The organism is Winogradskyella sp. (assembly GCF_965228925.1).
Classification (GTDB): domain Bacteria; phylum Bacteroidota; class Bacteroidia; order Flavobacteriales; family Flavobacteriaceae; genus Winogradskyella.
This window is the reverse complement of sequence record NZ_OZ245845.1, coordinates 312,729-334,290: the sequence shown is the minus strand read 5'-3', so window position 1 is coordinate 334,290 and position 21,562 is coordinate 312,729. Positions and strand designations below refer to the sequence as shown.

The 21,562-nt window shown below is 36.5% G+C and carries 22 protein-coding genes; 6 read left to right on the top strand and 16 right to left on the bottom strand.

Annotation, left to right across the window (positions count from 1 at the left end):
* Position 1: 1 nt before the first annotated feature.
* On the bottom strand, positions 2 to 1,345 hold the full coding sequence (locus tag ACO052_RS01310; RefSeq protein ID WP_422106207.1) for a TolC family protein: 1,344 nt from the start codon (positions 1,343 to 1,345) through the stop codon (positions 2 to 4).
* Positions 1,346 to 1,351: 6 nt separating this feature from the next.
* On the bottom strand, positions 1,352 to 1,957 hold the full coding sequence (locus tag ACO052_RS01305) for a TetR/AcrR family transcriptional regulator (protein ID WP_422106206.1): 606 nt from the start codon (positions 1,955 to 1,957) through the stop codon (positions 1,352 to 1,354).
* 120 nt (positions 1,958 to 2,077) lie between these two features.
* Here ACO052_RS01305 and ACO052_RS01300 point away from each other — a divergent pair, with 120 nt between their 5' ends.
* Together ACO052_RS01300 and ACO052_RS01295 are read left to right on the top strand one after the other, a co-directional pair.
* Entirely contained in the window at positions 2,078 to 3,052 is a 975-nt protein-coding gene (locus ACO052_RS01300; RefSeq protein ID WP_422106205.1) for a polyprenyl synthetase family protein, read from the top strand.
* On the top strand, positions 3,052 to 3,399 hold the full coding sequence (locus ACO052_RS01295; protein ID WP_422106204.1) for a hypothetical protein: 348 nt from the start codon (positions 3,052 to 3,054) through the stop codon (positions 3,397 to 3,399). The genes ACO052_RS01300 and ACO052_RS01295 overlap by 1 nt, the downstream gene beginning before the upstream one ends.
* 31 nt (positions 3,400 to 3,430) lie before the next feature.
* Here ACO052_RS01295 and ACO052_RS01290 read toward each other — a convergent pair whose 3' ends face one another.
* The 11 genes from ACO052_RS01290 to ACO052_RS01240 all read right to left on the bottom strand — a co-directional run bounded on the left by ACO052_RS01290 (position 3,431) and on the right by ACO052_RS01240 (position 13,899).
* Entirely contained in the window at positions 3,431 to 5,434 is a 2,004-nt protein-coding gene (locus ACO052_RS01290) for a TonB-dependent receptor plug domain-containing protein (protein WP_422106203.1), read from the bottom strand.
* Positions 5,435 to 5,541: 107 nt separating this feature from the next.
* Positions 5,542 to 6,387 (bottom strand): hypothetical protein, encoded by an 846-nt coding sequence (locus ACO052_RS01285; RefSeq protein ID WP_422106201.1) that lies wholly within the window; start codon positions 6,385 to 6,387, stop codon positions 5,542 to 5,544.
* A 98-nt stretch (positions 6,388 to 6,485) separates the two neighbouring features.
* A complete protein-coding gene (locus ACO052_RS01280; RefSeq protein WP_422106199.1) occupies positions 6,486 to 6,881 on the bottom strand; it encodes a hypothetical protein in 396 nt (131 codons plus the stop codon).
* Positions 6,882 to 6,963: 82 nt separating this feature from the next.
* Complete coding sequence (locus tag ACO052_RS01275; RefSeq protein WP_422106198.1) at positions 6,964 to 7,746, bottom strand: ABC transporter permease; 783 nt, start codon at positions 7,744 to 7,746, stop codon at positions 6,964 to 6,966.
* Positions 7,739 to 8,446 carry an ABC transporter ATP-binding protein gene (locus ACO052_RS01270; RefSeq protein WP_422106197.1) on the bottom strand — a complete coding sequence of 236 codons (708 nt, stop codon included), beginning with the start codon at positions 8,444 to 8,446 and terminating at the stop codon, positions 7,739 to 7,741. The genes ACO052_RS01275 and ACO052_RS01270 overlap by 8 nt, the downstream gene beginning before the upstream one ends.
* The gene (locus ACO052_RS01265) at positions 8,440 to 9,681 is read right to left on the bottom strand and encodes a nitrous oxide reductase family maturation protein NosD (protein ID WP_422106196.1); all 1,242 of its coding nucleotides are present in this window, start codon (positions 9,679 to 9,681) and stop codon (positions 8,440 to 8,442) included. The genes ACO052_RS01270 and ACO052_RS01265 overlap by 7 nt, the downstream gene beginning before the upstream one ends.
* 7 nt (positions 9,682 to 9,688) lie before the next feature.
* Positions 9,689 to 10,120 carry a nitrous oxide reductase accessory protein NosL gene (locus ACO052_RS01260; RefSeq protein ID WP_422106195.1) on the bottom strand — a complete coding sequence of 144 codons (432 nt, stop codon included), beginning with the start codon at positions 10,118 to 10,120 and terminating at the stop codon, positions 9,689 to 9,691.
* Positions 10,117 to 10,734, bottom strand: a complete 618-nt coding sequence (locus tag ACO052_RS01255) for a hypothetical protein (RefSeq protein WP_422106194.1) — start codon at positions 10,732 to 10,734, stop codon at positions 10,117 to 10,119. The genes ACO052_RS01260 and ACO052_RS01255 overlap by 4 nt, the downstream gene beginning before the upstream one ends.
* Positions 10,735 to 10,828: 94 nt before the next feature.
* Positions 10,829 to 12,781: a Sec-dependent nitrous-oxide reductase gene (nosZ, locus tag ACO052_RS01250; protein ID WP_422106193.1), complete on the bottom strand. Its 1,953-nt coding sequence runs from the start codon at positions 12,779 to 12,781 to the stop codon at positions 10,829 to 10,831.
* Positions 12,782 to 12,811: 30 nt separating this feature from the next.
* Positions 12,812 to 13,396, bottom strand: a complete 585-nt coding sequence (locus ACO052_RS01245) for a fasciclin domain-containing protein (RefSeq protein WP_422106192.1) — start codon at positions 13,394 to 13,396, stop codon at positions 12,812 to 12,814.
* A gap of 23 nt (positions 13,397 to 13,419) precedes the next feature.
* Positions 13,420 to 13,899 (bottom strand): c-type cytochrome, encoded by a 480-nt coding sequence (locus tag ACO052_RS01240; protein WP_422106191.1) that lies wholly within the window; start codon positions 13,897 to 13,899, stop codon positions 13,420 to 13,422.
* 121 nt (positions 13,900 to 14,020) lie between these two features.
* Here ACO052_RS01240 and ACO052_RS01235 point away from each other — a divergent pair, with 121 nt between their 5' ends.
* Positions 14,021 to 14,452 (top strand): RrF2 family transcriptional regulator, encoded by a 432-nt coding sequence (locus ACO052_RS01235; protein ID WP_422106190.1) that lies wholly within the window; start codon positions 14,021 to 14,023, stop codon positions 14,450 to 14,452.
* A 1-nt stretch (position 14,453) separates the two neighbouring features.
* On the opposite strand, the gene ACO052_RS01230 is transcribed toward ACO052_RS01235, so the two are convergent.
* Entirely contained in the window at positions 14,454 to 14,999 is a 546-nt protein-coding gene (locus tag ACO052_RS01230) for an alpha-ketoglutarate decarboxylase (RefSeq protein ID WP_422106189.1), read from the bottom strand.
* Positions 15,000 to 15,110: 111 nt separating this feature from the next.
* Here ACO052_RS01230 and ACO052_RS01225 point away from each other — a divergent pair, with 111 nt between their 5' ends.
* Together ACO052_RS01225 and odhB are read left to right on the top strand one after the other, a co-directional pair.
* Positions 15,111 to 17,879, top strand: coding sequence for a 2-oxoglutarate dehydrogenase E1 component (locus tag ACO052_RS01225; protein WP_422106188.1), 2,769 nt, complete (start codon positions 15,111 to 15,113; stop codon positions 17,877 to 17,879).
* 34 nt (positions 17,880 to 17,913) lie between these two features.
* The gene (gene odhB, locus ACO052_RS01220; RefSeq protein WP_422106186.1) at positions 17,914 to 19,125 is read left to right on the top strand and encodes a 2-oxoglutarate dehydrogenase complex dihydrolipoyllysine-residue succinyltransferase; all 1,212 of its coding nucleotides are present in this window, start codon (positions 17,914 to 17,916) and stop codon (positions 19,123 to 19,125) included.
* Between the two features lie 494 nt (positions 19,126 to 19,619).
* On the opposite strand, the gene ACO052_RS01215 is transcribed toward odhB, so the two are convergent.
* Together ACO052_RS01215 and ACO052_RS01210 are read right to left on the bottom strand one after the other, a co-directional pair.
* Positions 19,620 to 20,243 (bottom strand): response regulator, encoded by a 624-nt coding sequence (locus tag ACO052_RS01215; RefSeq protein ID WP_422106185.1) that lies wholly within the window; start codon positions 20,241 to 20,243, stop codon positions 19,620 to 19,622.
* Positions 20,244 to 20,276: 33 nt separating this feature from the next.
* The gene (locus ACO052_RS01210) at positions 20,277 to 20,744 is read right to left on the bottom strand and encodes a retropepsin-like aspartic protease family protein (protein WP_422106184.1); all 468 of its coding nucleotides are present in this window, start codon (positions 20,742 to 20,744) and stop codon (positions 20,277 to 20,279) included.
* 48 nt (positions 20,745 to 20,792) lie between these two features.
* On the opposite strand from ACO052_RS01210, the gene ACO052_RS01205 reads away from it, so the two are divergent.
* The gene (locus ACO052_RS01205; protein ID WP_422106183.1) at positions 20,793 to 21,560 is read left to right on the top strand and encodes a TatD family hydrolase; all 768 of its coding nucleotides are present in this window, start codon (positions 20,793 to 20,795) and stop codon (positions 21,558 to 21,560) included.
* Positions 21,561 to 21,562 lie beyond the last annotated feature (2 nt).

Here is a 21,562-nt window from a genome sequence, read left to right as displayed (position 1 = left end):
TTTAGTTTTCAGAAATTCTATTTGTAATAGTTTCGAGCTCTGCTTTCGTATTTATAACGTCTAGCATAGCTTGTAATAATTCGCGTTGAGCCGTATATAATTGGGTTTGTGCTTGTCTTAGGTCAAAACTAGAGCCAATACCTTCAAAAAACTTGGTCTGATTTTTTTTCTCAATACGTTGTGCCAAATCAAGATTTTGCTTTTTGTTGTAATAATCCTCTGTTGAAAATCTATAATTGCTTTTGGCGGTTTCAATTTCTAGACTCAAACGCTGCTCTGTTTCAATGAGTTCGTCTTTAGACTTTTCGAGATTGATTTTTGCACGTTGCGTTGCCGCACTTCTTCCGGCTGAGCTAAAAATGGGAATATCAAGGTTGAATCCAAGCGTAGAAAACCCTGCCCAATCCTGATCGCGGTTTAAAAATGTAAATTCATCACTGAACCCTAAATAACCTCCGTTTAAAAAAGCACTTAGTCTTGGTAAAGCTTTTGATTTTTCCAACTTTAATAACAACTCCTTAGATTTTCTGTCGTTTTCCGCAATAAGATAGTCGATGGTTGTGGTAACATCTTCTTCCTGATCTAAGGTTTCCAAAGAGATATTTTTCAGCGCTAAATCTTCAAGCTGATCAGTCAGTGTAATGGAAGCCGAATATTCAATTCCCATGGCAATATTTAGTATTTGATAAGCTATAATTTTTAAACGCTTAGCATTGTTGAAACTACTTTGAAGATTGGATAATGTAATTTGCAACTGCTCAACACTTTCGAGTTCTTCTAATCCGTTTTCATAGATTTTTGTAGTTTCATCTAGGGTCTCTTGAAGAACTTGTATATCGTTCTCTAAAATAGTCACGGTTTCTTCGGACAGGAGAACATTACCGTAAGCATTAATCACATTTTTTCTCACTTCCAAGTCCGTTTTAATCTTAGCATTTTCGGAAATCTCAAGGAAGACTTTAGCAGATTGAAGGCCCACAAGATATGAGCCATCAAAGATGAGCTGATTCAAGGTCGCAGTTGCGTTTACATTGTGTTGTACCCCAAATATGACCTCAACAAATTCCCCTGGTTGGCCTCCAAAGAATTCGGCTGGTACTAAGGATATCTGTTGCTTTAAATTGTTCTGATAGCTAATATTGGCATCTAGTTGTGGTAGACCAGTAGCGGTAGTCTCCCACTTCTGTTTTTCGGCAGCCTCAATATCTCGCGCTGCGTTTTTAGCTATTCTATTGTTTTCTAATGCGAAGTCAATAGCTTCTTGTAAGGAGAAACTATTGGGTATGTCTTGTGAAATTCCAAGACTGAAACACGTCAGCATTATGACTATTGAAATTTGTTTCATTAGTTTTTATGATTGATTTTCTGTTATAAATTGATTTAATATTTTGAACCCTTGTTCTGTAACGATAGCTCTGAGATGGTACTCAAGGTAACTTTCCATTAAATATTCCATTTGGTACTGATCTGGTGGAAAAAACATGTTGTCTTTAATACCAGTCATACCCGTAAAGTACATCCTTGAAATAAAGTCGACATCTATGGTGTCCCTAAACACACCTGTGTCTACACCTTGCTGCAAGCTATCCTGAACCGAGCTATGCATTTTTTCGAATTGTTTAAACTTTAGTTGCGCATGTATTTGCGGATAATATTTTTTTAACTGATACTGCGGCGATGTTTTTTCATTTTTTAAATGATGCATCACGTATAATTTAATCGAATACAATTCCTCGATGGGATTTGGCGCATTCTCACAAATGTCGTCGATACCATCACAAATGGTATCAAATAGATTAAAGGTAACTGCCTCGACTAACTTGGTCTTATTGCTAAAATGCACATAGATGGTTTTTTTGGAGATACCCATTTCATTAGCAATATCATCCATCGTAACGCTCTTAAAGCCAAGGTTTAGGAAAAGTTCGGAAGCCTTGTATATAATTTTTTCTCTCATAAATCGGCAGCAAAATTAGGTAAGGAAACTTTAAAAACAATAAAAGTTTCCAAAGTTTTAATAATTATTTAACATTGGTAACGTTAGTTTCAAATATGTTTTAAGCCTTATTTTTGTTTTATGCAAAATATTGAAGCCTATCAAAAATCTTTCATAACCTATTTGGAAGATTTTGCTGTTGAAAAAGAACCAAAAAATCTCTACGAGCCCATAAATTATATCCTTAGACTTGGTGGTAAACGCTTACGCCCAGTATTGACCTTAATGGCTTGTGAAATTTTTGGAGGCGATGTTAAAGATGCCATGAATGCTGCACTATCTGTAGAAGTATTTCATAATTTTTCCTTGATTCATGATGATATTATGGATGATGCCCCTTTGCGCAGGGGTAAAAAAACAGTCCATGAAAAATGGGATTTAAATACAGGCATACTTTCTGGGGATGCCATGTTGATTTTAGCCTATCAGTTATTTGAAAACTATGAATCTGCGATGTTTCAGTCCTTAGCTCAGTTGTTTAGTAAAACAGCCCTGGAAGTTTGCGAAGGACAGCAATACGATATCGATTTTGAAACTAGAAACGATGTGACTGTTCCCGAATATCTAAGGATGATAGAGTACAAGACGGCTGTTTTGGTTGGGGCGTCTATGAAAATGGGAGCCATTGTAGCAAAGGCCTCATCTGAAGATCAGGAATTGATTTACGATTTTGGGCGCTATTTGGGAATTGCCTTTCAATTACAAGATGATTATTTGGATGCTTTCGGCAATCCAGAAACCTTTGGAAAACAAGTCGGAGGTGATATTTTAGAGCACAAGAAAACCTATTTGTATCTTAAAACCCTAGAATTGGGTGTTGAAAAGGATAGGTCCAATATGGTGGCTTTAATGTCGAATCGTTCAATTTCCGACGGTGAAAAAATTAATGGTGTGAAAGCACTTTTTGATAGTTCAGGGGCCTCAAGAGCGACCCAAGACGCCGTTGAGATTTACACCAATAAAGCATTCCATATTCTTGAAAGCTTAAATATTTCAAATGAAAAAAAACAAATGCTGCGATCTTTTGGCGAATATTTAATGAATAGGCGCGTCTAATGGCATTACCTGCAACTTTCGAAGAACTCATAGCGAAAGCTGAGGCCTTAAAATTGTATCAAAATCTTATCAGCCAACTGAATAAGGATTTGTTGTATGCCAATATCGATTTAGAATTCGACCAAGAAACGCTTCCGAGCAGTTTGAAATTAGTGATGCATGAGGCGGTTTTTCATTTGATCCAGAATAAATTTTCAGACTATCTGAATTTGCTTTACCAGGTCGATGTTTCCGAAACTAAAATCCGTGCTTTAGATGGTGATGATCTGCATAAACTTTCTGAAGAGGTCACGTTTTTAATTCTTCAACGCGAGTGGCAAAAGGTGTGGTACAAGTTTAATAATTGATTTGCGATAAAGCAATGACCATTCGGTATAGTTAAGGAAATAAATAGGAAAGATTTATATAGAAATTACGTCCTTGTCTCGGAATATTATTCCAGTCTGCAAAAGTAGAATAGTTATCATCCAATATATTTTCAATACCATACTTTAAGATTGTTCTTCCGTTTTTACCATAAAATGCGTTACCAAGATTTAAGTTCAGAACAGCATAAGAAGGGGTTTCATTTTCGCCATAAAAACTACTAAAGTTACTTTGGTTACCATTACCTTCAAGTTGAAGTGCTACATTAAATTTTGATAATGCATAGTTGACTTCTGCAAAGTAAGAAAAAGGTCTAATTAAAGGTAAATTCTCACCATTACTGCCTTTTCCATAGTTATAACCAAGAGTGGCATTGGCCGAAAATTGATCATTTATACGATAGCTTCCGTTGAGATATATATCAAAAATGGAAGCATTGTCTAAAGCTTCATACACACGAACACCATTGGCCCCAATGGTCATAGAGCTTACATTGGGTTCAATTTCGCCAATGATATAATCCATTATATAGAAGTAAGAAGCTTCTATGCCAAACTTAAAATTCTTATAAGTCTTAGAAAAGTTAATATTAACTTCAAGTGCTTTTTCATTTTTAAGATTTGGATTACCAACATAATCGTAATTATCAAAACTGTTGAACAGGAAAAACCCATAACCTTCACTTACTGATGGTGCGCGCTCGCCATAGCCTACACCAAAGGAAAGATTAGAGCTCTTTTCAGTCATACGATACGTACTGGCTAAACTCATTAAAAATCGGTTTTGCTGATCGTCAATATCTGGGTGGAATATCTGAAGACTTTCAACACCAACTTCTTTGGCAATCCTGTTGCTATGATAGCCTAACCTTAAGGAGGAGGAAAGTACTTTACGCTTGTCAATATGCCAATCGTCTTTAAGAAAAAGCCCTGTATATAACGTTCTAATATCTGGCCATGTGTACATAAACATATCTGGCTCGCCAGGATTATTGGAAAACATGGTCATTTCCGCTAGCGATCGGTTGTAAAACCCGTTTAAGTTCAAGGTCAAATGGTGTATGCCTTCTATAACATCGGCTTTACTGTAAAACCCGTAGGTATCACTCCAACCTGGCATGTCCATTCGGATTGGCACATCTGGTCGATTAGAATCGTCCATTATGTGCGTAATGGTATTGAAATACAATTTTGTCTCCAGAGATTTTAAGGGTTTGTCTTGTGGTCTATAATAATGTGTCAAAGAAGTGATCAATGCTTCAGCCAGAGAAACATCCATGGGTAAGGCAGGATAACCAACATCTGTGGCTCTATCATAAATAACATTGGCATCTAAGCTATTTGTTTCTGAGAACTTATAACCCGATTGCAGTGATATGTTGTACTTTTGAAACTGAGAAAACGCAACCTCTTCATTACCACCTGCATCGTAATTATCGGAGTTTCTAAAAATACCATCAGCGCTAATAAAGAACTTGTTGCCTGCATATTCCAGATCAAGTCCTGTGGCAATAAAATTACCATTGGTCTCATAGCCCAGATCAGCACTTGTTTTTAAGCCAGAATCAGTGTATTTAGATGATGGCAATCGCAGATCGATACCACCACCAACACAATGACCATTCTCGGTACCTTCTTGCCCTGAACCAATAATTACTTTTTCGAGATTAGAAACATCAACATAAGAGGTTATAGGATCCATTTTATCCGTGCAGGCCCCAAAGATTTGCATACCATCTATAGTTACTACTAGGCGATCGCTGACCATGTTATTCAACGTGGGTTCCCATGCATAGTTGCCCCGTTTTATCATGGTAATATTGTTGCTTTTCTCTAAATAATCATCAATACTAGACAAGGTCTTTTCTTGTCGATGGTTACTTAGTTTACGGCGTGTAACAATAACGACTTCTTCTAGTTTGGTAGTGTCTTTTTTAGTGGCTATGGTTTCTTGTTCTTGTGCTATCCCATAACCCGAAATGATGAGCCAATACAATATGGTAATTAGCCTTTTCATAGCTAAATATTTAAATTAAGTGTATGTGATTTGCCATTACAGGCACAGTTGTTACCTCACTAACAACTGTGCCAACAGTAACAGTAATGATCAGAGAGATCCTGAATTTAAAACTCTAACTCCAGATATAGACTACTGGCCTCATTCTCTTCGGTAACATCCTCACCTTTTAGAACAGTATCGTTCTCGTCCATTAGTTTTAGGTTTAGTTTCCAGTAACCTGTCATGGTTAGCGATAAGTTGCCATAATAAAGCTTATCAACATTATTGAATGTTAAATCTGTATTATTTGGTGAGCTATGATTTCCCATGCCTGGCATGCGAGGGTCTAAGGCAATCGTATAATTTTCTACCACCGGGAAAGTCATCATATTTTCCATTTTAAAAAGACCAACTTTCATGGTATTGATGGCTATGCTAGGATCTTTAGGTGCTATTAAAGCCAAGATATAGCGTGTATCATCAGTTGCCATAAAACTTGCTACGTTTTGGTTTTCATATTGCATAACGTCTATAGTCTCTGTTACTGAATAATCAACACCATCAATGGTGTACTCTAAAGTTAGTGACCAGCCAGAACCATCCGTATTGGTCATCTGGTAAATGATAAAGCCTTCATAAACTGTGTCCTTTCCTGCAGCTTTTGTAATTGAGGATTTTGGACAAGAATGTTGCATGGTTGGCATTTGCATTATGGGCATCCACGAAAACATTGCATTTTCAAAATAAGTATCGGTAGTATTATTCTTTAATCGAATACTAATGGCGTTGTAGCCAGTTTCGAACATTCCTTTTTCGTTGTAAAGCTCTATGGTTTGGTCGCCATTTACAATTTCTTTAATGAGTAAGAGGTCTGCAACTTCGTTGATAGGTGCTGGATCATCATTATCGTCTGTTGAACATGATGTTATAAGTGCAAATAGCACTAGTGGTAATATATATTTAAGTTTCATTTTTTAATCGTTTTATTTTTTAGACATAATGAGCTTCTTTTGAAGCTGTACAGTAAACTTCAGCAGAAAAGAAGCGAGCATAATTGGTATCGAAAAAACTAAACTAAATTTGGTGGTGGTGTGTCTACTTCAAAAAACCCTTGAGATGTAGAGCGCTTTCTTAAAATGATATTAATAGATGTAGATTCAACACTTTGGAAGTGATTTTTTAGGCTAATGAGATCATAGGCTAAGAATTGATCTAATTGCATTCTCTCTACAGTGTTAAAAGGTGAATCAGAATCACTGGTAGAATTGTTTTTAGCTAATTCTTTTCGCAATTGGCACTTGCCCAGACATCCTTTTTGAGCTTCTTTTTGAATACACAATGTCTTTGCTATAATATCTTGGTTAATGACAAAATCAGTCACAATAACGATTGTATTGATGTTATTGGCTAGCAAAACAAAGGCCAAGACTATGGCGGTAGTTTTATTTATGAACTGTTTTATCACATGACAAATTTCGGACTATTTTATCCGAAATAAGCTGATAAATATCAGTGTTTGCGTGGTTTTACAAGTTTTTTCGTTAAAACTAAAAGTCTTTTCTTTTAGACTTAAACACAATGCGAAGTACAGGTAATACTACCCAGACCAATAGCATTGTAAAAGATATAATCAACCCAAAACTTGTTCCGAAGAATTGTTTAAATACAGCACCTGTGTAACCGAGTAATGCTGATATATCGAGTTTAAGAATTATGAGTGTTCTAGATAAATCAATTGGGTTGAGCATTGTAGCAATTAATGATAATTTGTCTAATGGATAGTCTTCGAACAAAATGAGCGACACCAAGAAAAGACCATCGTATACAACAGCCAAAAACAACCACATGAGTATGGCATAACCAAAGCCTTTAATTTTGTTTTCATTGGATAGCGCAATGTTAAATGCTAGAGCACTAAAAATAAAGGTTAGAAACATCCCAATGATTAGCAATAATGAAAAGTCCCAAATGGCATTAGACTTAAATAGGCCATAGGCAACAAAAGGCAGTCCTAAGCCTAAAATTAAGCTCATAGACAGTGATATGGATACGCCTAGATATTGCCCTAAAAAAATGGAGGAACGCTTTACAGGTTGTGCCAGTAAAAGTTCAGTAAATTCTTTTGAATTGTAATAATACATCACTCCAAAAATGGTTCCTATCAATGGTACCAAAACAATGATGACATTCATTAACGTAATAACGGCCTTAGAGAGGTCATTATTTAAGAACAAAAGTACAATTCCCAGTAAGAGATAAAACCCTAAATACACATAACTCCAGCTACTGCGCATGAGATCATAAAAACTATATTTTAAAATTTTAAACACTATGTTCTATTAAAATGTTGGCGATTGCATGTTCAAAGTCTTGTTGTTTTGTTTTTGTCTTTAGTGCTGTGATACTACCTCTAAAGTATATTTTACCTTCAAGAATGAAAACAATTTCATCGGCTACTTCTTCTACAAAGCTCATGATGTGAGACGTTATTAAGATGGCTTTTCCTTTTTGTTTTTCCTCTGCAATAAGTTCTTTCAACCTAATAAGAGAAATAGGGTCTAAGCCTGTAGTGGGCTCATCTAATATAATCATGGGGCTATTAAACATGAAAGTAAGAACAAGATTCACTTTTTGCTTGGTTCCTCCGGAAAGTGTGCCTAATTTTTTGTTTAAAAAGGGCCCCAATTTAAAGGTTTCGATAAGCTGTTCGTCCCTATCTGTATCACCACGTAAATCTTTAATCATCTTAAAAAGTTCTATGACTTTTAAGTTGTTGGGAAAGTTGGCTATTTGCGGTAGATAGTCAATCTTAAACCTGTAATCAGAGTTTCTTTTGATATTGGTGTCAAACACTTTTATTGTGCCACAATCTGGGATAACCATGCCCAAAATAGATTTTATTATTGTTGTTTTACCCGAACCATTGGGTCCCAAAACAGCAAAAATACCTCCTTTATCAATTTTTAAATCAACACCATTTAGTACATTATTCTTACCAAATTTTTTATGTAAATCTATGATCTCTACCATGTAATTTGATGCATTAATGGTTGGTTGTCGATAAGATTTTCTGGTGTAAACACCGGTGATACTTTTTCTGAGAAGTCTATAATATCTATGAATAAGCTTCTTAATAACACGATACTTTCCGGTGTTCTGTTAACCAAGTATGAAAATAACTTCACTGGTCTATACGGAATGTCTCCAATACCATCTTTATCTAAGTCGTAGCCTGTATAATTGCTCCAATAGTTGTTTTCAAATTTATTGCTGTTAAGTTTACCAGAATAAGATAGATCAAAAGAATTGTACAAAAAGTTATTTCTTGAATAGATGTTGTCGTAACAAGCACCATGCACTTTTATGGCATAGCCGTTATTTTTAAAGGTATTTTCGGTATAGGTAATTCTGTTAGTGCCATCGGCGTTAATACCTATGGTGTTGTTTTCAAAAACATTGTGTTTTAACTCGGCATCGTTTATTTCTTTCAGCAAGATGCCATAGGATGCAGTACCCCAATTTTTTTTGAAGATGTTCTCATACATTTTTATACGTTTCGAAAACATAACCGCTACACCGGCACCATTGATTTCAAAGATGTTATTCTCATAAGTATTATCGTTAGAAAACATAAAGTGAAGTCCATAGCGCATGTTCTCTGTTGAATAGTTATTGGCAATATAGCTGCTATTTCCAAACTCTAGATAAATACCATCACGCATTCTACGAACATCATTATTTATGATTTTTATGTTTTCACAATGCCACAGGTGAATGGCATTACCAGAATCTGCTTCTGCTGTCCCTTCACCGGAGATCGTGTTGTTTTTTACCAAACCATCTTTTGATTTTTGAATTAAGAACCCAAAAAAGGCATTATCTACTGTAATGTTTTCAATAACAAAATCGTAAGATTTAAATAGTAATATAGCCGCGAATTCTTTGGTGTAGCTTACCTTAATATTTTTAATGGTCAAGTTCTTAATGATAATATCTGTCGCTTCAACAGAAAAACCATAACCATTGTTTTGTGTATCTATTATGGTACCCTTTTCTCCAGAAATGTGAAGTGATTTTTTATAAATAATAATATTTGATTCCTTGTAACGGCCAGCTTTTATAAAAAGACTATCACCACTTTTAGAGTTGTCTATAGCGATTTGTATGTTATTAAAATCACAACCTGCTTTACAAATTGTTATTGTTTTTGCTGTTGCAAAGCAGGTCGAAATAAAAAGACATAGAAAACAAAAAGCTACTTTCATAGTGAAGTTAGTTAATCTTTTTGAAAATGCCATTCCAATCAAAATACATGGCCGAATTGCTACTATCAATAGTTTTTTTAGCATCTTCCACTGAAGAAAAACCAGTGAGATTGGCTCCCATTGGACTTGCAATCTCATCACAAATGAGATATCCAGCCGTTCTGGCATTAACCATTATTCCCGGTTGCTTGTAATCTATAATTAGTAAATTACTATTGGTTTTTAGGTCTTCTTTGTCTTCCAAAAAACGAATCATACATTCAATAGCATCAAATTTATATTGTTTGCCTTTGTCTGTTACCATCTGTGCTGCATGTGTTTTTGTGACAATGGTCATTTTACAATAATGACACATGTCTGTTCCGTAATTAATCGGCTCAGGGGTCTTACTGCAACTGATGAAAAGCAAAAGCACAATAATTAAACTCAAACGTTTCATGTCTTGAGAGATTTCATTTTTTTATTCCCTATCCAATAGGCTACAAAAGTTAAAAACATTCCAAATCCCATCATATAAGCTCCTGTGTGTGGATAGGAATGCGCTACAAAATTTAAAATATGTCTTGTTCCAAAAAGAGGAGGTTTATAGCTTAGAGGATTACCATCCGCATCTGTCATTTTCATAATAGCCTTTGGATCTAGGTTAGTACCATAATCTACAAGCCAAGCATTAAAGTCATACATGCCAAGTATACCAAGAATGCACATTAAGATTAACCAACCTAAGAACCATTTAGACGATAGATTTCTAAATAGACCAAAGATTCCAATTAATATACCCAATATTGCCATACCACCAACAACTTTGGGAAATACACTAAATTCCCACATGTCTTCTGGTTTTGGCAACTTTCGCATACCTATGTAATGGTTTAAACCATCGATATTTTGTAGGTCATGTTTTTCTTTCCCTTCTAATCCATCTAAATGAATGTTCATTCCTATACCACTCGGATATTGAGGGGCTTCAAGGCTAATACTCCAAAGCGGAAATATAAACAAGCCTAAGAGTAAAGCAGAACCTATGATCATTAAGATACTTGCTGATTTCATAAGACTGTGATTTAAAATAAATGGGCGAGCTAATTTTACTCGCCCATAATTGAGTTAACTAATCTTTTAACACTAAAACTATCTAACTCTTACTCTATTCATCTAATGTATATTTTAGTGGTGTGTTTGAATTTTTAGCAGAAACTCTAACATAACCTTGCATTTCTTGGTGTAAGGCAGAACAGAAATCTGTACAATAGAATGGCCAGACACCTTCTTTTTTGGGTTCCCAAACAATAGTTTTGGTTTGTCCAGGCATTACTAATATCTCTGATGTATTTGCGCCAATAATTGAGAATCCATGAGGGACATCAAAATCCTGTTCTAGGTTAGTAATATGAAAATATACTTTATCTCCAACTTTTACACCTTCGATGTTGTCTGGTGCAAAGTGGCTTCTAATGGTAGTCATATTAATATGCACCTCATTGCCATTGCGTGTTACTTTGGCCTCTGCCTCACTCTTGGCTACGTAAGGATGTTCATTTTCGGATAAGTCATAATACTTTTTACTCTTTTCCTTAATAATATCCGCTCTTATACCTGCTGCATAATGAGGTTCTCCGTGCGTTGGAAAATCATATAATAACTCCATTTTATCACCAGAAATATCATATAGTTGAGCAGAATGTTCTAACTCTGGCCCCGTAGGTAAGTAACGGTCTTTAGTAATTTTATTCATGGCCACTAAGTACTTACCAAATGGTTTGCGAGAGTTACCGCCAGGGATCATAAGGTGACCAACGGAGTAAAATGTTGGTGCTCTGTCTAATACCTCAAACGTTTCTAAACTCCATTTAACTACTTCAGAAGATATAAAGAACGTTGTATAAGCGTTACCTTTATCATCAAATTCAGTATGTAAGGGGCCTAAGCCTGGTTGCTTAACAACACCTGCTAAAGTGTTTTCATAGCTTAAGACGGGGATGCCGTAGGACTCATCAACAAAATCCTTATTTTCAATAGCAGTAATCATTTTATCGAAAGAATACACACTTAAGTCTGTTGAAAGCTTACCGCTACCTACTATATACTGGCCAGTCGGGTCAACATCACAACCGTGAGGTGATTTAGGAATTGGTATATAAAATACGGCACCTTCTACCTCTCTTGGGTCTACCATAGTCACATCTTCTTTCATGGTGGAAGTTGCCATGTGTGTTTTATGATCATATACATTATGAGCATAGGTGGCATCAACTTTTTTTCCTCCACCATTTTTGACGTACTCAGCAATTTTTTGCCAATTAACAGCAGCTACATAGTCTTTATCGTTTTGAGATGCATTGACTTCCATCAAGGTATTGGCTTCTTCAGTGTTATAACTGGTAAAGAAGAACCAACCATGAGATTTATCTCGCCCAGGATGTGCTAAATCGTAGTTAAAACCGGGCATATTTAGCTGGAACTCTAAGTTCATTCTTCCGTTTTCAGCAATACTTACAAACGAAAGTGGGCCTTTGAACTCTCCTTTCATTTCGCTTATAGGCATATCCCGCTGTGGGTTTGGCACAGCAAAGCGTGTGCCTGCTACGATGTATTCGGTATTTTCGGTTATAAATGAAGAAGCGTGATTACCAGCAGAGTTTGGTAATTCGATTATTTCTTCAGTCTCAAATGTCTCTAAGCTTATTCTCGCAATACGTGGTGTGTTGTTTCCATTTATAAATATCCATCGACCGTCCAATTCACCATTAGTCTGAGAAATATCTGGGTGGTGAGAATCGTCCCATGGTACAAATCCAAAAGAAGTGTTTAGCATGGGTTTTGTCTCTTCAGAGTAGCCATAGCCTGAAGTTGGGAATTGAGAAAATACAGGGATTTCTTTTAACATACGACCACTAGGCAACCCAGCAACCGTTATGTTTCCACTGTAACCTCCAGAGAAAAAGGCATAGTACTCATCATGTTCGCCTGGTGCAACATAAACCTTCTCAGCTTTGCTCGAAGCCATAGCACCAGAATTATTTGTGTTGGCGTTATTCCCACAATTTGTTATAAAAACTAATGCAGCAATACCCAAAACATATTTACCTATTTTATTCATATTGTACTGATTTATTATGAGTTGATTTATTTATTCTTTGGGTAAAATGACATCTTCTACAACATGAACCCAACCGTTACTTACATTGATTGTGGCAATAATTTTTGTACCGCCTACATATAAATCACCATCTTTTTCGGTGACCTCTACATACTCCCCGGAAGCCATATATAGCTTTCTGTTTTTCGCAGCATTTTTTTGTAGCATTTCTACAGGGTAATTGCTAGGTGCTACATGGTTGGTTAAAATAAATGCTAACTGTCCTTTGTTTTCAGGCTTTAATAAGTCGTTAAGTGTAGCCTCATCTATTTTGGCAAAGGCTGTATTGTTAGGGGCGAAAACTGTTAATGGACCAACATTAACTAAGGCGTTTTCTACACCAGCTGCTTGTACAGCAGCTACTAAAGTGGTATGGTCTTCTGACTGTACTGCTAATTGAAGTGCATTGGGCTTACCTCCTTCATCTTGAATAAAAGCTTGTCCTTTTTTTTCTGAAGTACTTTCGTTAGTCGTACTATTCTCAGCAGTGTTTTCATCTGTTTTTGTGTTGTTATTGCATGCAATAAAACAAACCAAAAGCACAACAGAATAGAATAATTTGATAAGTGTTTTCATTGGTTTGATCTTAAAGTTATTTATTAAAGTGTTCTAAAATATTCTAGAACAGCTCTAGCTTCTTCCTTGGTTAAGTTTTGATTGGCCATTGGTGAACCGTTAAACTCTATTAATAAATCTTTCGCTAAAGGGTCTTCTTTAACCATTCTTTCAGGATCGAGAATCATATTCATCACCCATTCTGGGGTACGGCGCTGTAAAATTCCTTTCGGTGAGGGGCCAATAAATTTCTTATCCGGCTTATGACATGCAGTACACAATCTATCATATATTTCTTTTCCATTTGCCGCCATGTCTTGATCAACAACTAATGCTAAATCAACCGAAGTAATAGATCCAACCCCTTTGTTAGTTAAGTCAATTCTTTTAGATGCTGGTACCTTTACGTCTTTCTTTACGGGTTCCTTTTTATCAGAAGAGACGTCTTCCTTTTTATCATTTCCTCCACAACTAAATAGTAGTACTATGATAAGAAACGTCAAGAGTTTTAGTGTTTTTTTCATTGGAATCTATAATTTGGTGTGAAGCAAATATAGATGCCCGTTTGTTAATAAAATATGATAATAATCATATTTAAGATAAAAAGGTCTTTTTTATTTTTGTGTAAATCTTAAGTTTAGATTTATGTTTTCTAATTCTACTAAATATGCAATAAAAGCCGTTCTGTATTTAGCGGTAAATTCATCCGAAAAAAAGAAGATTGTTGTAAATGATATCGCTAGGCCTATTAATGTTCCAAAGGCATATATTGCCAAAATTTTACAAGATCTGTCAAAAAAAAATCTTATATCTTCAACAAGAGGGCCAAAAGGGGGATTCTATTTAAGTCAAGAGAATATGAGGGTAAAAGTTTATGATATAGTCGTAGCTATGGATGAGGAACAACGAATAAATTCTTGCCTATTAAGCCTAAAAGAGTGTAATATTAGCAACCCTTGTTCTCTCCATCATCTGGCTTATAATGAAAAAGAAACTATAATTCGAAAACTTAATAATACAAGTTTAGAGGAATTAGTAGAACATATTAAAACCGGAAAATCTATATTACCCATATAGATCAAAACCAAAACCTAATAAAAGGCATCCAAGCTTGGTTTTGTATGCTTGTATCCTCATCATAAAGAATATCATAGCGTATGCCGAAAGTGACGTTTCCACTTCGGTAACCGGCTCCCAAAAACAGGGCAGGGTACCAATAATTATCATCTACATTGCTCACAAACTGCTCATCAAAATCCCTATCGACATAGAGCTGCTCAAATTCGGTCGACAATTGCAATTCAGGAAAAGGATTAAACAAACCTATAACACTTCCGCCAACAACCGTAGATTTAAAGACATCGCGCTGCGAACTGTACTGAAAATTCAAGCCAATACCGGTAGCAACATAAGGATTAATATTGTACAGCGCATTGGGGGCTATGGCTCCACTAAAAAAGCCATCCCCAAAGTTAAGACCTAGACCACCTCCGAATTGCACATTGCGCCAAAAATTACTACCGCCGTTAGAATTTTGAGCTAAGGAAGAAAGGCTGAAAACAAGTCCCAAAAGGACAATAATACCACCCTTTCTAAGTCGTGTTAAATCTGATATTCTCATCATAAAAATGGGTTCTTTTCTTTATGTTATAAATATAATAAAACAGCCGTTATTTTTGTTAAATGTTGTATTTTTGAAGAAATTTTGTTGAAACGACAATGTCTCGTAAAAATAATGGATAAATATTCCTTTCTCAACGCAGCACATACAGCATATTTTGCTGATTTATACGACCAATACCTACAAAATCCAGATGCCATAGAACCCAGTTGGCGCGCCTTTTTTCAGGGCTATGATTTTGGATCTGAAAATTACGGGATGGATGGAGAAATTGTAGAAGGTGTATCCACTCAAATTCCAGAACAACTTCAAAAAGAATTTCAAGTTGTAAAGCTAATAGATGGTTATCGAAGTAGAGGCCATTTATTCACAAGAACCAATCCGGTAAGAGCGCGACGAAAATACGCGCCTACATTAGAGATTGAGAATTTTGGCCTTTCAGCGAGCGATTTAAACACCGTTTTTTCGGCTGGAGATATTATAGGCATTGGCCCCAACACCTTACAGGTAATTATAGATCACTTAGAGCGGATCTATTGCGACGCTATTGGTGTCGAATACATGTACATTAGAAAACCTGAGGAAATTCAATGGATTCAAGATAAGCTTAATATCAACGATAACCATCCGCAGTTTTCGGTAGACGAAAAAAAATACATTCTTAAAAAGTTGAATCAGGCGGTGGCTTTTGAGTCTTTCCTCCACACAAAATACGTGGGTCAAAAACGATTTTCCCTAGAGGGCAACGAGTCCCTAATGCCTGCTGTGGATGCCATCATAGAACGCGCAGCCGATGAAGGGGTTAAAGAGTTTGTGATGGGTATGGCACATCGTGGCCGTTTAAGTACCTTAACCAATATTTTTGGGAAATCGGCGAAAGATATCTTTAGTGAATTTGACGGCAAGGATTACGAACAGAAGGTCTTTGATGGTGATGTAAAATACCACTTGGGTTGGACAAGTAACCGTGAGACCTATAACAATAAAAAAATCAACTTAAATATTGCTCCTAACCCATCTCATCTTGAGACTGTTGGTGCAGTTGTGCAGGGCATTACAAGAGCTAAGCAAGACAAAAACGAGATTTCGGATGCCTCTCAGGTATTGCCCATCGTTGTGCATGGTGATGCTGCCATTGCAGGTCAGGGCTTGGTCTATGAGGTAGTGCAGATGGCAAAACTAGATGGTTACAAGACCAATGGGACCATTCATATCGTTGTTAATAACCAAATCGGATTTACTACGAATTACCTAGATGGTCGTTCGAGTACCTATTGTACAGATGTCGCAAAAGTGACACTGTCACCGGTTTTACATGTTAATGCAGATGATGCCGAATCTGTGGTTCATGCAGCCCTTTTCGCCTTGCACTTTAGAATGAAGTTTAAGCGTGATGTCTTTATAGACTTATTGGGATACAGAAAATACGGTCATAATGAGGGTGATGAACCCAAATTCACCCAACCACTTTTGTATAAAGCTATTGCAAAACACAGAAATCCTAGAGATATCTATGCACAGCGCTTATTGGATGAAGGTGTTATAGACGAAGGCTATGTAAAGCATATAGAGGCAAAGTATAAGGAGAAGCTCGAGGAAAAATTAGAAGATTCACGCAAAGAAGATAAAACCGAGATAACGCCATTTATGCAAGAAGAATGGAAAGGTTTTAAGCGCGTTACTGAAGTTGAAATGATGGAGTCGGTTGATACAACGGTTTCTAGAAATGTGTTGGCGGATATCACCAAAGTGATTTCCAACCTTCCTCAGGATCAAAAATTTTTCCGAAAGATTCAGAGGCTCGTGGAGTCGAGACAAGTCATGTTCGATGAGGATCGACTGGATTGGGCTATGGCAGAGCATTTGGCTTATGGGTCTCTTTTGTTGGAAGGCTTTAATGTAAGAATCTCTGGTCAGGATGTAGAACGCGGTACATTCTCGCATCGCCATGCCGTGGTTAAAGTTGAAAATAGCGAAGAAGAAATCGTCTTATTAAATCGTATCTCGGAAGATCAAGGACAATTCAATATTTACAACTCACTGTTATCCGAATATGGGGTTGTAGGATTTGATTATGGTTATGCCATGGCTAGTCCTAACACGCTTACTATATGGGAAGCACAGTTTGGTGATTTTAGTAATGGTGCACAGATCATGATAGACCAATATATATCCTCTGGGGAGGATAAATGGAAAATGTCTAATGGATTGGTATTATTATTACCACATGGCTACGAGGGGCAAGGCGCAGAGCATTCTTCTGGTCGAATGGAGCGCTATTTACAGTTATGTGCCAAGGACAACATGTTCGTGGCTGATTGTACGACTCCAGCGAACATGTTTCACTTACTGCGCAGACAAATGAAGGCCGATTATAGAAAACCTCTGATTGTATTTACACCAAAAAGTCTATTGCGCCACCCAAAAGTCATTTCAAGCGTTGATGAATTTGCTAATGGAAATTTCCAAATGTTGATTGATGATGAAACTGCCGATGCGGCTAAGGTGAAAACCCTGGTGTTTGTTACGGGTAAATTCTATTATGACCTGCTCGAAGAACAAGAGAAATTGGGAAGAACAGATGTCGCCTTGGTTAGGGTAGAACAATTATTCCCATTACCAGCTGAGGGTATTAGAACTATCTTAAAGAAATATAGTAATGCCGATGATGTCGTCTGGGCACAAGAAGAGCCAAGAAATATGGGAGCCTATGGACATATGTTGATGCATCTTGAAGAAGCCAGACAATGGAGGGCTGCAAGTAGACGACCGTATGGAGCACCTGCAGCAGGAAGTGCGGTGCGTTCAAAAATAAGACATCAAGAAGTTATAGATTACGTTTTTGATAAAAGCAAAAATAACCAAGTTAGATATAAAGAATAATTCAACTCCATAAAAGTTAAATACAATATTAGGTATGATTTTAGAAATGAAAGTGCCTTCGCCAGGCGAGTCTATTACTGAAGTAGAAATAGCAGAATGGTTGGTTTCAGATGGTGATTATGTAGAGAAAGATCAAGCTATTGCTGAGGTAGATAGTGATAAAGCGACGCTAGAATTACCCGCTGAAGCTAGTGGTACTATTACACTTAAAGCAGAGGAAGGGGATGCGGTAGCCGTTGGTGAAGTGGTATGTTTAATTGATACTAGTGCAGAAGCTCCAAAAAGCTCAGCAACCAGTTCTGATGAAGCACCGAAACAAGAACCTAAAAAGGAAGAGGTAAAAGCTGCACCAGTTGAAGCTAAAACTTATGCTACGGGAACACCGAGTCCAGCTGCAAAGAAAATTTTGGATGAGAAAGGCATTGATGCCAGTACAGTTTCGGGTACCGGTAGGGACGGAAGAATAACAAAAGATGATGCCGTGAATGCTATACCTTCCATGGGAACGCCTACAGGTGGCAACAGAGGTTCTTCCCGAAGTAAGATGTCTATGTTGCGTCGTAAAGTAGCCGAGCGTTTAGTCGAAGCTAAAAATACCACAGCAATGTTAACCACATTTAATGAGGTCGACATGTCTCCAATCTTCGATTTACGCAAACAATACAAAGAAGATTTTAAAGCAAAACATGGTGTAAGTCTTGGCTTTATGAGTTTCTTTACTTTGGCGGTCGTAAGGGCTTTAAAACTATATCCTGCGGTTAACTCCATGATTGATGGTAAAGAGATGATTACCTACGATTTTGTGGATATTAGTATTGCTGTTTCGGGACCAAAAGGTTTAATGGTACCAGTTATTAGGAATGCTGAAAACCTAAGCTTTAGAGGTGTAGAATCGGAAGTTAAACGATTAGCACTAAGGGCGAGAGATGGTCAGATCACCGTTGATGAAATGACAGGTGGTACATTTACTATTTCTAACGGTGGTGTATTTGGTAGTATGCTGTCAACACCGATTATTAACCCTCCACAGAGTGGTATTTTAGGGATGCATAATATTGTAGAACGTCCGGTAGCAATAGACGGTAAGGTAGAAATTCGCCCAGTGATGTTTGTAGCCTTATCCTATGACCACAGAATTATTGATGGAAGGGAGTCCGTTGGTTTCTTGGTCGCGGTAAAAGAGGCCCTTGAAAATCCGATAGAACTATTGATGGATAATAATCCTAAAAAGGCATTAGAGTTATAAGGCCTAAGAAAAAGACATAAATAACTAAAAAAGCGCAATTCTACTCAAAATTGCGCTTTTTCATACTCTAACTAAAAAGAGCAACTAACTAAAATTAACTAAAAAAATTAACAGCTATATTGGCTGAAATGACTACGATAGAACTTACAATCAATAGTATCATAAATATTCTATCCCTCTTCGCTGTATTGTCTTTCATTGTCTGCATAAGTATATTTTTAAAAAGCCCTAAACTTTAAATCAGCTCAGAGCTTTTGAGAATTTAATCTGAGGCGTTGATTAATAGCTCTGTAAAATTGCGAATAATTATAATGCCATACTATACGTAGAACTACGTATTTTTCAGGTTTTTTCAATAAAAAGAGCCCCGAACGTTGTTCGAGGCTCAATAATCCCCTAAGAACTAATTAATAGCTCGTTATTAACCCTTAATTAATAACAATGTAAATGTCATAAATAAAATAATGCCATACTATACGTAGAACTACGTATTTTTACAGATATTTTAGATTTTCTTTGGCGAAGAAATACAAACTGGCTGATTTTGAGTCTAATGCGAGCTTGCGTCGGATGTTATTTTTGTGTTTTTCTACCGTTCTAACCGAAATAAAGAGCTCTTTTGCTATTTCAGTGGCCGTTTTATTGGCTCCAATAAGCCTAAAAATTTTAGTTTCAGCTTGAGTTAAGGTGTCTAAACCCTCTGGAGCTTCGTCCACTTCAATATAGGCCAAAAGTTCAGGACTAAAATAAGCTTTGTCTTTAATAACAGATGCAATACAATTCTCTATTTCATCTAATGCAAATTCTTTTAGGACATAACCGTAGATCCCCAATTGTTTGGCGTCATTATAAATCTTTTCATCCTTTTCGAAAGTAATGAGTATAATCTTAGTCGCAATATTAGCCGCTTTGCACTTTTCGGCAATTTGTAAACCGGTGTAAAAAGGCATCTTGATGTCTAAAATAGCAATGTCGGGGACGTGCGCTTTTATCAAGGTTAAAGCTTCTTTGCCATTTTTAGCACTTGCTAAAACATTATAATTGTTTTCGGACAAAAAATCATTCAGACCTTTAAGCACTAAAGGGTGATCATCTGCAATTATGATGGTCGGACTCATTATGCAATTAATTCAACTAGGGACTTAAATATACTAAGAATCTTTAGGTAATGAAACTTCTTTTAGTTTTAAATAGAGATATTTTTTTTCGTAATCAATGATGGCTTTCCCTTTTTTTAGAACATCGGCACCGATAATACCATCAACGGGATCGGCGTTATGATTAATAAGACCGTTATTGACGTGCGACAGATTAAACAGAATTAAAGCAACACGGTTTTTTTTCCATGTGCCAATTCTTAAATTATTTGAATTGGAAATCTGGGTCGACATGTTGGATGCCCCGGCCCCAACAGCTTTTATCTCGGAGTCTTTTACCTTTAGATTAAACCGATGGATAGCTTCAAATCCTACACAGCTACTCGAAGCGCCAGTGTCTAGAATAAAACGACCTTTAACACCATTTATAGAGGCTTTAATTTCAAAATGATTGGTTTTGGTTAGTTTGAGTTTTATTTTGGAGTATCCCTTATTGAGGAGAAAATCTTTTAACGTTTCCATTTCTAAAATTTGTGCAAATATAATATTCTAAACGATTATTTTTGGAAAATGATTATAACGGATACACATACACATTTGTACAGTGAAGCTTTTGAAGACGACAGGCATGAGATGATTAAAAGAGCGCTAGAAGGCCATGTAGAACGTTTTTTTATTCCTGCTATTGACTCGAGTTATACCGAGGCCATGCTTCAGCTCGAAAGAGACTTTCCAAAGCATATTTTTTTAATGATGGGGCTACACCCTACACACGTAAAAGCTAATTATAAAGAGGAACTGGAACATGTAGAACAGATGCTGAAAAATCGAAAGTTTTATGCTGTAGGGGAAATCGGGATTGACTTATATTGGGATAAAAGTACCTTAGATATTCAAATAGAGGCCTTTAAACATCAAATACATCTCGCTAAACAATACAAACTTCCTATTGTTATTCATTGCCGTGAGTCTTTTGATGAAATTTTCGATGTTCTGGAGCAAGAACAATCTGAAGACTTATTCGGAATTTTCCATTGCTTTACAGGCACCTTAGAAGACGCACATAAAGCCATATCCTATAATATGAAGTTAGGTATTGGTGGTGTGGTGACTTTTAAGAACGGGAAAATAGATCAATTTATCAATCAGATAGATTTAAAACATATTGTCCTAGAAACAGATGCGCCTTATCTCGCTCCTAAACCTTATCGCGGTAAACGAAATGAAAGCCTTTATATTAATAAGGTATTGGAAAAATTATCCGAACTTTACGGCATCAGCAAGGAAGAGATTGCCAAAATCACAACCGAAAATTCAAAACACATATTTGGTATCTAGGA